Annotated in this window: 14 protein-coding genes; 6 read left to right on the forward strand and 8 right to left on the reverse strand. The window is 67.3% G+C overall.

The window, feature by feature from the left end; genetic code table 11:
• Window positions 1–27: 27 nt before the first annotated feature.
• The gene (gene serA, locus A7D27_RS00270; RefSeq protein WP_069559453.1) at window positions 28–1,257 is read left to right on the forward strand and encodes a phosphoglycerate dehydrogenase; all 1,230 of its coding nucleotides are present in this window, start codon (window positions 28–30) and stop codon (window positions 1,255–1,257) included.
• 186 nt (window positions 1,258–1,443) lie between these two features.
• Here serA and A7D27_RS00275 read toward each other — a convergent pair whose 3' ends face one another.
• The gene (locus A7D27_RS00275) at window positions 1,444–1,878 is read right to left on the reverse strand and encodes a DUF4399 domain-containing protein (protein WP_069563783.1); all 435 of its coding nucleotides are present in this window, start codon (window positions 1,876–1,878) and stop codon (window positions 1,444–1,446) included.
• Window positions 1,879–2,007: 129 nt separating this feature from the next.
• On the opposite strand from A7D27_RS00275, the gene A7D27_RS00280 reads away from it, so the two are divergent.
• Window positions 2,008–2,628, forward strand: coding sequence for a transporter substrate-binding domain-containing protein (locus tag A7D27_RS00280; RefSeq protein ID WP_069563784.1), 621 nt, complete (start codon window positions 2,008–2,010; stop codon window positions 2,626–2,628).
• On the opposite strand, the gene A7D27_RS00285 is transcribed toward A7D27_RS00280, so the two are convergent.
• Window positions 2,620–3,120, reverse strand: a complete 501-nt coding sequence (locus tag A7D27_RS00285) for a DUF523 domain-containing protein (RefSeq protein ID WP_069563785.1) — start codon at window positions 3,118–3,120, stop codon at window positions 2,620–2,622. The genes A7D27_RS00280 and A7D27_RS00285 overlap by 9 nt on opposite strands.
• Before the next feature lie 179 nt (window positions 3,121–3,299).
• Between A7D27_RS00285 and A7D27_RS00290 the strand changes: the two genes are divergently transcribed.
• Window positions 3,300–3,857: a DUF6160 family protein gene (locus A7D27_RS00290; RefSeq protein WP_069563786.1), complete on the forward strand. Its 558-nt coding sequence runs from the start codon at window positions 3,300–3,302 to the stop codon at window positions 3,855–3,857.
• Between the two features lie 12 nt (window positions 3,858–3,869).
• Here A7D27_RS00290 and A7D27_RS00295 read toward each other — a convergent pair whose 3' ends face one another.
• Window positions 3,870–4,496: a 2OG-Fe(II) oxygenase gene (locus A7D27_RS00295; RefSeq protein WP_069559458.1), complete on the reverse strand. Its 627-nt coding sequence runs from the start codon at window positions 4,494–4,496 to the stop codon at window positions 3,870–3,872.
• 302 nt (window positions 4,497–4,798) lie between these two features.
• Here A7D27_RS00295 and A7D27_RS00300 point away from each other — a divergent pair, with 302 nt between their 5' ends.
• A complete protein-coding gene (locus tag A7D27_RS00300) occupies window positions 4,799–5,551 on the forward strand; it encodes a DUF2059 domain-containing protein (RefSeq protein ID WP_069563787.1) in 753 nt (250 codons plus the stop codon).
• A gap of 16 nt (window positions 5,552–5,567) precedes the next feature.
• Here the strand turns inward: A7D27_RS00300 and A7D27_RS00305 are convergent, their stop codons facing one another.
• Window positions 5,568–6,509 carry an alpha/beta hydrolase gene (locus A7D27_RS00305; protein ID WP_069563788.1) on the reverse strand — a complete coding sequence of 314 codons (942 nt, stop codon included), beginning with the start codon at window positions 6,507–6,509 and terminating at the stop codon, window positions 5,568–5,570.
• 119 nt (window positions 6,510–6,628) lie between these two features.
• On the opposite strand from A7D27_RS00305, the gene A7D27_RS00310 reads away from it, so the two are divergent.
• Window positions 6,629–7,207 (forward strand): DUF6436 domain-containing protein, encoded by a 579-nt coding sequence (locus A7D27_RS00310; protein ID WP_069559461.1) that lies wholly within the window; start codon window positions 6,629–6,631, stop codon window positions 7,205–7,207.
• On the opposite strand, the gene A7D27_RS00315 is transcribed toward A7D27_RS00310, so the two are convergent.
• Together A7D27_RS00315 and A7D27_RS00320 are read right to left on the reverse strand one after the other, a co-directional pair.
• Window positions 7,177–7,923 (reverse strand): ABC transporter substrate-binding protein, encoded by a 747-nt coding sequence (locus tag A7D27_RS00315; RefSeq protein WP_218188482.1) that lies wholly within the window; start codon window positions 7,921–7,923, stop codon window positions 7,177–7,179. The two genes, A7D27_RS00310 and A7D27_RS00315, sit on opposite strands and share 31 nt — an antisense overlap.
• 155 nt (window positions 7,924–8,078) lie before the next feature.
• Window positions 8,079–9,122: an AraC family transcriptional regulator gene (locus tag A7D27_RS00320; RefSeq protein WP_069563790.1), complete on the reverse strand. Its 1,044-nt coding sequence runs from the start codon at window positions 9,120–9,122 to the stop codon at window positions 8,079–8,081.
• A 107-nt stretch (window positions 9,123–9,229) separates the two neighbouring features.
• Between A7D27_RS00320 and A7D27_RS00325 the strand changes: the two genes are divergently transcribed.
• A complete protein-coding gene (locus A7D27_RS00325) occupies window positions 9,230–11,614 on the forward strand; it encodes a penicillin acylase family protein (RefSeq protein WP_069563883.1) in 2,385 nt (794 codons plus the stop codon).
• Window positions 11,615–11,796: 182 nt separating this feature from the next.
• Here A7D27_RS00325 and A7D27_RS00330 read toward each other — a convergent pair whose 3' ends face one another.
• Both A7D27_RS00330 and A7D27_RS00335 read right to left on the reverse strand, forming a co-directional pair.
• Window positions 11,797–12,681: an ABC transporter permease subunit gene (locus A7D27_RS00330; protein ID WP_069559464.1), complete on the reverse strand. Its 885-nt coding sequence runs from the start codon at window positions 12,679–12,681 to the stop codon at window positions 11,797–11,799.
• Window positions 12,678–13,559 (reverse strand): ABC transporter permease subunit, encoded by an 882-nt coding sequence (locus tag A7D27_RS00335; RefSeq protein WP_165666353.1) that lies wholly within the window; start codon window positions 13,557–13,559, stop codon window positions 12,678–12,680. Before A7D27_RS00335 ends, A7D27_RS00330 begins: the two co-directional genes overlap by 4 nt.
• Between the last annotated feature and the right edge of the window lie 16 nt (window positions 13,560–13,575).

Below are 13,575 nucleotides of genomic sequence, written 5' to 3' on the forward strand. Positions count from 1 at the left end.
TCACTACCGGGACAAATAGGTACGCAGATGAGCAAGACCTCTCTCGAAAAGAGCAAGATCAAGTTCCTTCTCCTCGAAGGCGTCCACCAGAACGCCGTCGACACCCTGAAGGCCGCCGGCTACAGCAACATCGAGTACCTCAAGGGCGCGCTCTCGGGTGACGAGCTGAAGGAAAAGATCGCCGATGCCCACTTCATCGGCATCCGCTCCCGTACCCAACTGACCGAAGAAGTATTCGACTGCGCGAAGAAACTGATCGCCGTGGGCTGCTTCTGCATCGGCACCAACCAGGTCGACCTCGACGCCGCCCGTGCCCGTGGCATCGCGGTGTTCAACGCCCCCTATTCCAATACCCGCTCGGTCGCCGAGCTGGTCCTGGCCGAGGCCATCCTGCTGCTGCGCGGCATTCCGGAGAAAAACGCCTCCTGCCACCGTGGCGGCTGGATCAAGTCCGCAGCCAACTCCTTCGAGATCCGCGGCAAGAAGCTCGGCATCGTCGGCTACGGCTCCATCGGCACCCAGTTGTCCGTCCTCGCCGAGGCCCTGGGCATGCAGGTCTATTTCTACGACGTGGTCACCAAACTGCCCCTGGGCAACGCCCAGCAGGTGGGCAACCTGCACGAGCTGCTGGGCATGAGCGACATCGTCTCCCTGCACGTGCCGGAACTGCCGTCCACCCAGTGGATGATCGGCGAGAAGGAAATCCGCGCCATCAAGAAGGGCGGCATCCTGATCAACGCCGCACGCGGCACCGTGGTCGAGCTGGACCACCTGGCCGAAGCCATCAAGGACGAGCACCTGATCGGCGCCGCCATCGACGTGTTCCCGGTGGAGCCCAGGTCCAACGACGAGGAATTCGCCAGCCCCCTGCGTGGCCTGGACCGCGTGATCCTCACCCCGCACATCGGCGGCTCCACCGCCGAGGCCCAGGCCAACATCGGCCTGGAAGTGGCCGAGAAGCTGGTGAAGTACAGCGACAACGGCACCTCGGTGTCTTCCGTGAACTTCCCCGAAGTGGCGCTGCCGTCGCACCCGGGCAAACACCGCCTGCTGCACATTCACCAGAACATTCCGGGTGTGATGAGCGAGATCAACAAGGTGTTCGCCGACAACGGCATCAACATCTCCGGCCAGTACCTGCAGACCAACGACAAGGTCGGCTACGTAGTGATCGACGTCGACGCCGAGTACTCGGACCTGGCGCTGGAGAAGCTGCAGCACGTCAACGGCACCATCCGCAGCCGCGTCCTCTTCTAACCCAGGGCTGCTGCGCGTCGGCGATACGGCGTTGGGAACGGCCTCGAAGTGCTCATTTACAGTCGTGAACTCCGCGCTTCTCGACCACTCCCGCCTTGTCTCGCTCTAGCTCGCGAGCCCTGACGACGGAGCTGGACAGTAAAAAGGGAGGCCTCGGCCTCCTTTTTCATGTGTGCGTTTTCACGCTCACTTCACGGTGACCGTGATCTTCTCGGAGATCACCGGCGGGTCAAGCGGCACATGGTTCTTGTCGCCCACCAGTAACTGCAGGGTGTGCTTGCCCGGCGGCAGGGTCACCTCGGTTTCGGTCTGGCCCTTGCCGAAGTGCTTGAGGTTGTCGGTCATCGGCAGCGGCATGTTCATCGCCGGCTCCTGATCCAGGTCGATCAGCAGGTGGTGGTGGCCGGTCGCCGGTGCATCCACGCCTGCCGGTGCGACGCCCATGCCCTTGAGACCGAACTTGACGGTAAACGTCTTGTCCACAGTGGCGCCGTTGGCGGGCTCGATGAAGTAGACCTTGGCACCCTCAGGTGCCGGCGTGCGCGGCATATCCGCAAGGGCAGCCACGGAAAAGACCGAGAGCAGGGCCGCCAGGCCGAGGGGGGCGTACGCAAGCTTCATGACGAATCTCCTTGTTTCGTGAGCAACACAGACCTCCCGCCGCTGCGTAGGTTCACCCGGCGCAACTACGCGCCGGGCCTTCGCTGGAAAGCGGGAAGGTACCCATCAGACCATAACCGAGGTTTTCCCATGCGCCTGTTGTACTGCCTGTTGTTTCTGCTACCCCTGGCCTCGCCGTCAGCCCGGGCGGACCTCATCGACGACGTGTGGGAGCGAGGCAGCCTGCGGATAGCCGTGGTAGAGAACGACGCGCCCTTCGCCCTGCGCAATGGCGAGCAACTGCAAGGCTACGGGATCGACCTGGGCAACGCCCTGGCCGATGAGTTGAACGTGAAGGCGGATTTCATCCCGGTCAGCGCCGACGCACTGATGGAGACCCTGCGCAGCGGAAAAGTGGACATTGCCCTTGGCAGCGCCCTGGACGCAGCCGGAGACGACCCGCAACTGGAGCTCAGCGACCCCTACACAGCCTCGCCTGCACCCTCGGCCTCCACCAATACGCCCTCCCAGAGCCTGGCCCCCAGCCACGCAGAGCCGGCAACACCGGCGACAGGCATCCCCTTCCGCCGTGACAACCCGGCCTTTCGCAGCGCGCTGAACAACGCCCTCGGCAAACTGCGCGGCAACGGCCACCTGGAGCATCTGTCGCAGAAGTGGCACGACGGCGGCAAGGCCCCCATACCGACCGCCCCGCAATCGGAGCCGGCGTCGACGACCGACTCTGCCCCCGAACCGGCCGCCTCAGAGTAAGTCGCCCGCCTCCAGCGCTGTGAGGCAGGCCTGTGCGGCCTCCAACTGCGTCTCGTTGAACACCCGCACTCCAGCCTGACGCAACAAAGCTGCCGTCACCCCTTCCCCGGGGATACGGGTGCCGGTGAAGGTGCCGTCGTAGGCCTCTTCATTGCCGCAGGACGGACTCCGCGCCTTGAGCACGGCCACCGCGATGCCGTGGCGCCGCACCAGGTCCAGGGCCAGGCGCGCGCCGGCGACGAAAGCCGTGGTGACGTCCTCGCCTCCGTCGGTCATCACCCGCGCCTGCCCCTCCAGCACCTGGAGACCCTGCCCACCGCGAATCTCGGCCGGCGGACGCGGCGTCGGCAGCCCGCCCTCCACCTCGGGGCAAACCGGCACCACACGCCCCTCGTCCTGCCAGCGTTGCAGCAGCTCATAGGGGCCATGGGCACCGCCGTCGTAGCGCACCCGCTGCCCGAGCAGGCAGCGGCTGATCAGAATTTTCTGCATGGTGGTCTCCTCGGCGCGCAGGGTACTCCCGGGCTAAGCACGGTAACAGCCCGAGGCCACACACCCCGTCGCGCCCACCTTTGGCTGGCCCATCCTTCGGCGGGAAACGCCGTCCGGCCCTGGCATCCGCCACAGGCCCCGCCCACACTGCGGCCGCCCCTTCGCGAAGGACAGTCGCCATGCCCATAACAAGAAAAGCCCTGCCCCCGCTCCTCGCCTGCATCGCCCTGCTGGCTGCCGGCTCCAGTTACGCGGACCTTCAGGTCCTCGACAACGGCCAGCTCGGCCAGGTGACCGGCCAATCCGGCCTGAGCATCCGCCTGGACGTGATGTCCCGCATCGACCGGCTGACCTGGAACGATGACGGCGGCAACGCCTCCCTGCGCAACATCCGCATCGACAACGGCTGCCTAAGCGCCACTGACTGCCCCAATGGCGCCGGCGGCAGCTTCGCCCTCGGCCCAGCGCAACTGGGTCTGACCCTGCCGGTGTTCAATGTCGACCAGCCGACCCTGATGGTGGATGTGGTCAAGAACGCCAGCGGGATTGAGCAGATGATCCTGACCCTGCCGGACCTGACCACCATCAACGACCAACTGATCCAGTCCGGGTTGCCGGCCCAGCGCATCCGCATGCGGGTGGCCGCCGACATGTACGTCGGCGAGAGCAGCCTGGGCAGCATCGAGGTGCGCGATATCGTCGACCTGCGCGGCACCCTCAAGGTCTGGGGACACTGAGCCCCCCGGCAATCAGAGCGGCGTATCGCCCCGGCGACGGAACCAGCCGGTGAGGGACAGCCGTTCGCGGTTGGCCGGCAGCACCTCGTGGGGTAGGTCGCCGGAAAGGAACACCACCAGGGTGCCGGCCTCCGGCTCCACGTCGCGGATCGAACCATCGGCGAAGTAGAGCCGCAACTGGCCACCCTGCTCGGGCTGCCAGTCCGGGTTGAGGTAGAGCACCGCAGAGACCGTGCGGCGGTCATCATCGCGGAAGCGGTCCACGTGCTTCCGGTAGAAGGCGCCAGGTGGGTAGAGCGCAAAGTGCGCCTCAAAGTCCTCCAGCCCCAGGAACAGCTCGCGGTTGAGCACCCGCCGCAGCTCGTCCATCAGCGCCAGGTAACGGTCGGAAACCCCACCCTGCCCAGGCTCCAGCCAGTCGATGCTGTCGCCACGGATGCCCTCGCGGACCTGCAGCGCATCACCTCGGCCGATACCGGCCTGGCTCAGTACCCCTGCAGCAGCGCGCGCCCGGCACTCCGCGGCAAGAGCGGCGACGAATGCGTTGTCCAGCGCGCCGGCGAGCAGGCACCAGCCTTGGCGGGCAAGGCCATCAGCAAGCGCATCCGGGGTGAATTCGAGGGAGGGGACAGGGGTCATCGCGGCATTCTAGATGGGCTCTAGAACGCCGCCTACAGGGCGAATGGAAAAATCTTCCGCAGGCGACGAAAGCCGCTGGCAAACCACCTCGACAGACTCGGCAAGGGCGCGCCAGGCCTGGCGTTCACCGGCAGGAACGAATTTCCTCGCCAGGGCCCGGCATGCCTCGACAAGCGCCCCACGCCTCCGGAAAATAGCCCGCGCCGCGCCACACCCCATGATTCGTCGGCACCCCGGCCGAACCGAGTCCGTCCCTTCGAGTCCTAGAACAACACCGGCTCCCGTTTTCCCCAGGAGATTCCATGCGCCTGCTTCTCGCTGTCACCTTCCTGCTCCTCGGTCTGCCGGCGTTGGCCGACGACCACGCCAGCCTCTACCAGGCGGCGGGCTGGCCGGAGCAGCGGGCGCATTTCACCGATGCCCTGGCGGCCGCGCAGCAGCGCTACCAGAAGAGCCTGCCGCCCGCCGTCTACCAAGCGCTGGTAGACAACAGCAACCGCCGCTTCCAGGGCCAGGCCATGGACCAGCGTGCCCTGGCCGCACTGCGTGCCAACCTGGACGACCCACGCCCGGCCCTGGCGTTCTTCCAGTCGCCGCTGGGGCGCAAGATCACCGCCGCCGAGGTCCTGGCCACCCGCCGTGACCAGCTCGCCAAGAACGCCAATGGCCTGCCGCGCATCGAAGCCAGTGCCACCCGCCAACTGCAAGTGCGCCACCTGGCCCAGGCCCTGCCGGCGCGGGAGGCGGGCGCGGAAGTCAGCCTCGCCCTGGCCGGGGTCGCTGCCGACAGCCTGAGCCAGATGCTCCCCGGCCTGCTGGGCGGCGGCCAGGCCCAGGGCATGCTCGACGGCCAGCGTCAGCGCCTGATGGAGCAGATCGGCAACGACCTGGACAACACCCTGCTGTACGTCTATCGCGGGCTGTCGGACCCGGAAATGGAAGAATTCGTCACCTTCGCCGAATCCCGCGAAGGCCGCGCCTATTACCAGGCTGCCCTGGCCGCCGTGCGCGCCAGCCTGGCGGTGGGGCAGGACGCCTCCAGCCTCACCCCCTGAGGCGAGGCCCGCCCACTCACTCCAGGCGCTGCCTGAGGAATTCGAAGTAGCGCTCGCGGTAGGCCACAGACTCGTTCACCAGGTGGTGCCCGGCACCGGGCAGCATCAGCACCTCGGGCGCATCGAATTTGGCCTGCAGCACCTGCAGGTTGTGCCGCCAGTCCACCGTCATGTCGCCATCGCCCTGGATCACCAGCGGCCGGTGCGGGCTGCGCGGGGCAGCCTCGATGCGCGGCACCCAGCGCGACAGGGCACCGACCCAGGCGGTAGGCAGGCTGCGCGGCTGCAGCGGGTCGCGATTGTGGACGAAGTCGATGAACTCCGCGTCGCTGGAGTTGACACTGAAGCGCCGGGGGATGGACTCCACGAACGGCCGCAGCATCAGGTAGCTGAAACGCGACCAGCCCCAGGCACGCGGGCGCACCAGCGGAGCGAACAACAGGGTGCGCCCCAGCCCGGGCGGGGGCGAGCCGGTGAGCAGGAAGTCCAGCAGAATGGCCCCGCCCGTGCTCTGCCCGGCCAGGTGCCAGGGCTGCGGCAACCCCAGCCGTTCGGCCTCACCCAGCAGCGCCACCAGCACCGCCTGGTACTCGGCGAAATCGCCGATGCTGGCCCGCTCGCCACTGGACAGGCCGTGCCCGGGCAGGTCGCAGGCGATCACTGCAAAGCCCATCTCCAGCGCCCAATCCACCAAGTGGCGATACAACCCCATGTGGTCGTAATAACCGTGCAGCATCACCAGGGTGGCGCGGGGCTGCTCCGGCCACCAGGCCTGTGTGGCGATGCGGTAGCCGCCCACGTCCAGGCTACCCAGGCGGACGCGGGGCGCCGGCTTGCGCGACGTCAGGTCCAGCCCGTAGTAGCGACGGTAGGTAGCAGCCAGCTCCAGGTCAGGGGCGTCGGCGGCCAGCGGGCGCAACAGCGGGCGCAGTTGTTCGGGTTGCGGAGCGTCGGACATCGGGGGTTCCAGGCGGCAGGGCAGTCGGGCTCGCCGCTTCTCGGGGCGGCAGTGGCTGCCGATATTCTGCTGCACGGCCGGCCATGGCAAGCTATGCGCCCCGCTCAAGGTCGGCCCTCATGCGTTCATTCCCCTTCAAGTCCCTGTTCCTCGGCCTGCTGGCTCTGGTCATCGTCATTGCCCTGGGCCTGGCCTACCGCTGGTACGAGGGGCGCTACATCCGCCCCTTCGACGAGCGCACGGCGCTGTTCTCCGGCGATGCGTTGCGCCTGCCGGCATCCCTCGCCGGGCCAGGCCCCATCCGCCTGGTGCACTTCTTCGACCCGGCCTGCCCGTGCAACGTCGGCAACCAGCAGCACCTGGGGGAACTGATCGAGCGTTTCGCGGACCAGGGCGTAACCTTCCATGCCGTGCAGAAGCCCGGCAGCCAGGGGCACCTGCCGCAGAATCTGCAACGCATGCAACTGCTGGCCAATCTGCCAGGTGCCGAGGCCATTCCCGCCACGCCGGCCGTGGGCATCTGGGACCGCGAGGGCAGGCTCGCCTACTTCGGCCCCTACAGCGAAGGGGCGGTATGCAACTCAGCCAACAGCTTCATCGAGCCCATCATCGAAGCGCTGATCGCCGGCCGCACCGTGGAAGCGACCCACACCCTGGCGGTGGGCTGCTATTGCGAGTGGGTACCGGCCGGCGGCTGATCCAGCCCGAGCGGGCGGAAGCGCTGGAAAATCGCCTCCGTTTCACCGCTTACGTTCATCGCACGCAGTTCCCCGTTCAGCTCCTTCACCAGCGCACCACCCCGGGGCGAGTTGCGTGCCACCAGCAGGTAGAAAGCCTTGCGTGACGGCAGTACCCGGTAGCGCAAGGTGCTGTCGGCCCGGTAGGCGCCCAGCTCGATGCCGCCATAGAGCGGCTCGATCTCGCTGGGGAAGAGATCGCAGCGCTGGCGCGCCAGCAGGTCCAGTGCCTGCTGCACGCTGGCTACCCGCTGGGGCTCTTCGGTGATGTCGTAGGGGTCGTAGTTGTAGCCGATCACTCCACACAGCCGCAGGTTGGCCAGGGCGCCGGGCGCCTTGATGTCGGGCGGCGTAGGAAAGCGGGTAACGGAATAGAACAACCCGAGGCGGGTGTGGTAGAGCGGCTCGCTGTAATGGGCGAAGGCGGCACGCTCGGGGGTGTAGCTGGCGTCCCAGGTCACCTCGCAGTTCTGCCGGGTGGCATAGTCCGCCAGTTCCTGCTGCACGCGCGCCCAGGGCAGGTAGCTCACGTCGTAGTCGTATCCGAGGTGTTTCAGCGCGGTAAGCACCAGGGTCGCAGTCGAGCCGGTGAGCCTCGATTGATCGGGCTTGCCGTCCTGGCGTTCCCAGTAGGTGAAAGGTGGCCACTCGTTGCCACCACCGAGGCAGATCTTCACCGGTTCCGAAGCCCAGGCATCAGCCCCCCCGGCCAACAGCCCCAGCATTGCCACACATCTGAGCATTGCACCGCCCTCTTCCAGGTCTGGCCGACGCCCCTGTCACTACGGTCGCCTTCCCTGCCGCCACCGCGATGGCCCTTGAGGACGCGGTGTCAGTCCGAGCATAGACCAGCCGATGCCACCGGCAGATGCCGTGCCCCCGGCGTATGCCCCTCCCAACGCTGGAAAGCCCGGTAGAACGGCGACAGCTCGGCGAAGCCGCAGGCACGGGCCGCCTCGCGCACGCTGTGGCCGGCGTCGAGCAGCTCCCGGGCTCGCATGCGCCGGACCTCGTCATGCAGGGCGCGAAAGCCCGTACCCTGATCGGCCAGGCTGCGCTGCAGCGCACTGCGGGTCATGCCGAGGGCCTGGGCGCAGGCGGCCAGGGTGCAGTCGCCGTGCTCCAGACGCAGAGCCAGCCAGTAGCGCACCCGCTCCTGCAACTGGTTCTCCACCAGCTCCGCCAGTTGCCGCTCGGCCTCCCGCTCCAGCACCTCGAACACCCTCGGGCTGGCACTGCCCAGAGGCCGGGCCAGTAGCGACCGGGGCAACAGCAACGCATCATGGGGCTGGGCGAACAACGGCTCCACCCCGAACAGCCGACGGTGCTCAGCCAGGCGTCGCGGTGCGGGGTGGCGGAAGCACACGCCCAGCAGCGGCAGCGGCTCCCCCAGCACCGCGCCGAGCATGCGGCTCAGCAGCAGGGCGACACACTCCACCTGCTGGCGCAGGTGCCCCACCCCGGCGTAGTGCAGGTCGATCACCAGCCGGGCCACCTCGCCGTGCTCCTCCAGGCGTGCAGCAAAGCCGCCGGAGGCGACGTGCTGGTAGCGCACGAAGGCCTCCAGGCCCTGGCGCAGATCGCGGGCGGCCTGCAGCAGGTAGCCCATCACGTCCATCGGCCGGGGGCGCATGACCTCACCCAGGTGCAGGCCGATGTCGTCGTCACCGGTCATGCCTGCCATGGCCAGCCAGAAACGCGGGGCGCTGTCGTGGTCCTCGCGGCCGTCCAGCCAGGGCACGGACGGCGCCAGGCCGAACACCCGGCGGTAGGTGTCGGTGGGGTCCAGGCCAAGTTCGGCCAATGCCTCGTAGAGCAGGCGGCGCAGGGTCGAAGAATGGGTCAGGGCAGGGCGGGGAAACGGCGAGAAATCCATGGCACCTCCAGAGTGACCGAATGCTCTGCGCTTCGCAGCATCTGGTCAATGCCAGCGCAGCGACGGCTGCGCAGAATGGCGCCCACTACAACAAGGAGAACCCGCCCATGAAACGTACCCTGACCGTCCTTGCCGTGGTGGTGGCCGCCGCCGCTGCCGGTGCCACCTGGTACACCCAGAGCAAGAAGCCGGTGCGCGATGGCGAACTGGCCCTGAGCAACCTCCAGGCCCCGGTGAGCGTCCGCTACGACGAACGCGGCGTGCCGCACATCCGCGCCGAGAACGAGGCCGACATGTACCGCGCGCTGGGCTTCGTCCACGCCCAGGACCGCCTGTTCCAGATGGAGATGCTGCGCCGCCTGGCCAAGGGCGAGCTGGCCGAGGTGCTGGGCCCGCGCCTGGTGGAGACCGACCGCCTGTTCCGCACCCTCGAACTGCGCCACCACGCCCAGGAATACGTGCGGCGGATGGACCGCAACAGCCCGTCGGCCAAGGCGCTGGAGGCCTACCTGGACGGCATCAACCAGTACCAGGCCAGCCGTCCGGCCCCGGTCGAGTTCGACCTGCTGGGCATCCAGAAGCAGCCGTTCACCGTCGAGGACACCTTCGCCGTGGCCGGCTACATGGCCTACAGCTTTGCCGCGGCCTTCCGCACCGAGCCGGTGCTGACCTACATCCGCGACGAGCTGGGGGCGGACTACCTGCGCGCCTTCGACCTGGACTGGCGCCCCGAAGGAGTGGTGGGCCAGAAGCTGGCCGCTGCCGACTGGAAGGCCCTCAACAGCCTCGCCAGGGTCAGCCACCAGGCGCTGGTGGAAGCCGGCCTGCCGCAGTTCGAGGGCAGCAACGCCTGGGCGGTTTCCGGCAGCCGCACCGCCAGTGGCAAGCCGCTGCTGGCCGGCGACCCACACATCCGCTTCGCCGTGCCGGCAGTGTGGTACGAGGCGCAGATGAGCTACCCGGGCTTCGACCTCTACGGCCACCTGCAGGCGCTCAACCCCACCGCGTCGCTGGGGCACACCGCCCGCTTCGCCTGGAGCCTGACCATGTTCCAGAACGATGACCTGGACCTGGTGGCGGAGAAGGTCAACCCGGACAACCCCAACCAGGTCTGGTACCAGGGCCAGTGGGTAAACATGACCCAGCGCGAGGAAGTGCTGAAGGTGAAGGGCGCCGATCCCATTACCCTCACCCTGCGCCGCTCGCCCCACGGCCCCATCGTCAACGACGCTCTGGGCGCCACCGCCGGCAAGACCCCGATCGCCATGTGGTGGGCCTTCCTGGAGACCGAGAACCCGGTGCTGGACGCCTTCTACCAGCTCAACCGGGCCGACACCCTGGACAAGGCCCGGGCGGCGGCGGAGAAGATCCACGCACCCGGGCTCAACGTGGTCTGGGCCAATGCCGACGGCGACATCGGCTGGTGGGCCGCCGCGCGCCTGCCGAACCGGCCGGCCGGGGTGAACCCGTATTTCATCCTCGACGGCAGTAAGGGCGAGGCGGACAAGCCGGGCTTTCTGCCCTTCAGCGCCAACCCCCACGAGGAGAACCCGGAACGCGGCTACATCGTCTCGGCCAACTACCAGCCGCAATCGCCCACCGGCGTGGCCATCCCCGGCTACTACAACCTGCCGGACCGCGGCCAGCGCCTGGACAGCCGCCTGGCCGACGCCAGCGTGAAGTGGGACCTGAACAACAGCCAGGCCCTGCAACTGGACACCGCCACCGGCTACGGCCCGCGCCTGCTGGCGCCGCTGCTGGACGACCTGCGTGCCGCCGCCGGCAACGACGAGGAGCGTGCATTGGTGGAGCAACTGGCCGCCTGGAAGGGCGATCACCCGCTGGAATCCACCGCCGCCACGCTGTTCGAGCAGTTGATCTACGAACTGGCCAAGGGCGCCTTCCACGACGAACTGGGCGATGCCTTCTTCGACAACCTGCTGTCGACCCGCGTGCTGGACGTGGCCCTGCCACGCCTGGCCGCCGACGCCCAGTCCCCCTGGTGGGACGTGCGCGGCACCGAGGCCCGCGAAAGCCGGGCTGATGGGGTCAAGGCCGCCTGGCAAGCCAGCCTGGCGCACCTGGAGAAGACCTTCGGCGCGGACCGCTCGACGTGGACCTGGGGCCGGGCCCACACCCTCACCCACGGCCACCCGCTGGGTCAGCAGAAGCCGCTGGACCGCCTGTTCAACGTCGGCCCCTTTGCGGCACCGGGCGCCCACGAGATGCCCAACAACCTGGCCAACCGGGTCGGCCCGGCGCCGTGGGAGGTGGTCTACGGGCCGTCCACCCGCCGCCTGATCGACCTCGCCGACCCGGCCCATGGGCTCGGCATCAACCCGGTTGGGCAGAGCGGCGTGCCGTTCGACCGTCACTACGCGGACCAGGCCGAGCGCTACATCGAGGGCCATTACGTGCCGATGCACATGAGCGACGAGGACGTGCAGGCCAACACCCGCGACACGCTGAAGCTGGTGCCCCGCGCCCAGTGATCCGAACACGCCCTCGGCCCAAGCGGCCGGTGGCGTTGTCGTTCTTGCGGCGTGCTTCTGGCACGTCAGGCCCGATTGGTTCCTGCTGCGCAGCAGGTCCGGTCCGCCCGTATAGCTCCACGCCAGAACAACGCCCACGAAAAAGGCCACCCGAAGGTGGCCTTTTTCGTTTCACGCGGCGATCAGGCCGAAGCCGGCTGGGCACTGCGCTTGTTGCTGGAGGCGGCTTCCAGGGCCATGGCTTCCATGGCCTCCTGGATGGCGCGCTTGCGGCGCTCTTCGGCCTTGCGGCTGAAGTACCAGGCCAGGAAGGTGAACAACGACACGCTCAGCAGGATCAGGCTGGCGACGGCGTTGATCTCCGGCTTCACACCCAGGCGCACGGCGGAGAAGACCTCCATCGGCAGGGTGGTGGAGCCGGGACCGGAGACGAAGCTCGCCAGCACCAGGTCATCCAGGGAAAGGGCGAAGGACATCATCGCGCCCGCCGCCAGGGACGGCGCGATCATGGGGATGGTGATCAGCAGGAACACCTTCCACGGGCGCGCGCCCAGGTCCATGGCCGCTTCTTCGATGGACAGGTCCAGCTCCCGCAGGCGCGCCGACACCACGATGGCCACGTAGGCCGAGCAGAAGGTGGTGTGGGCGATCCAGATGGTCACCAGGCCACGCTCCTGGGGCCAGCCGATCAGTTGCGCCATGGCCACGAACAGCAGCAGCAGGGACAGACCGGTGATCACCTCAGGCATGACCAGCGGCGCGGTGACCATGCCGCCGAACAGCGTGCGGCCGCGGAAACGCGGGATGCGGGTCAGCACGAAGGCCGCCAGGGTGCCCAGCGCCACCGCCGCGATGGCCGTGTAGAAGGCGATCTCCAGGGAGCGCATCACCGAGGTCATCAACTGGGTGTTGTCCAGCAGGCCGACGTACCACTTGATCGACCAGCCGCCCCACACCGTCACCAGCTTGGAGGCGTTGAAGGAGTAGATGACCAGGATGACCATCGGCAGGTAGATGAACAGCAGACCCACCCACAGCATCAGGTTGGAGAAACTGAAGCGCTTCATACCTTGCCCTCCAGTTCCTTGGCCTGGTTACGGTTGAACAGGATGATCGGGACGATCAGGATCGCCAGCATCACCACCGCCAGTGCGGATGCCACCGGCCAGTCGCGGTTGTTGAAGAACTCCTGCCACAACACCTTGCCGATCATCAGCGTCTCCGGTCCGCCGAGCAGTTCGGGGATCACGAACTCGCCCACCACCGGGATGAACACCAGCATGGAGCCGGCGATGATGCCGTTCTTGGACAGCGGTACGGTGATCTTCCAGAAGCTGTTGAAGTTGCTCGAACCGAGGTCGGCAGCGGCTTCCAGCAGGCTGAGGTCGTGTTTGACCAGGTTGGCGTACAGCGGCAGCACCATGAACGGCAGGTACGAATAGACCACGCCGATGTACACCGCGAGGTTGGTGTTGAGGATCTGCAGCGGCTCGCTGATGACCCCGATGGTCATGAGGAAGCCGTTGAGCAGGCCGTTGTTGCTGAGGATGCCCATCCACGCGTAGACGCGGATCAGGATCGCGGTCCAGGTCGGCATCATGATCAGCAGCAGCAGCACGGTCTGCGATTCCTTGCTGGCGCGGGCGATGGCGTAGGCCATCGGGTAGCCGATCAGCAGGCAGAGCAGGGTGCTGACGAAGGCGACTTTCAGCGAACCCAGGTAGGCCGCCAGGTAGAGGTCGTCCTCGTTCAGCATCAGGTAGTTGCCGAGGTTGAGGGCGATCTGCAGCTGGTTGTCGACCCAGGTGTAGATCTCGGTGTACGGGGGGATGGCCACGTCCGCTTCCGCGAAGCTGATCTTCAGCACGATGGCGAAGGGCAGCAGGAAGAACAGGAACAACCAGAGGAACGGGACCCCGATAACCACATGCCGGCCCGTGGGCAGGCGCTTCTTTATGCTG

This window comes from Pseudomonas sp. 1D4, assembly GCF_001728925.1.
GTDB lineage: Bacteria > Pseudomonadota > Gammaproteobacteria > Pseudomonadales > Pseudomonadaceae > Metapseudomonas > Metapseudomonas otitidis.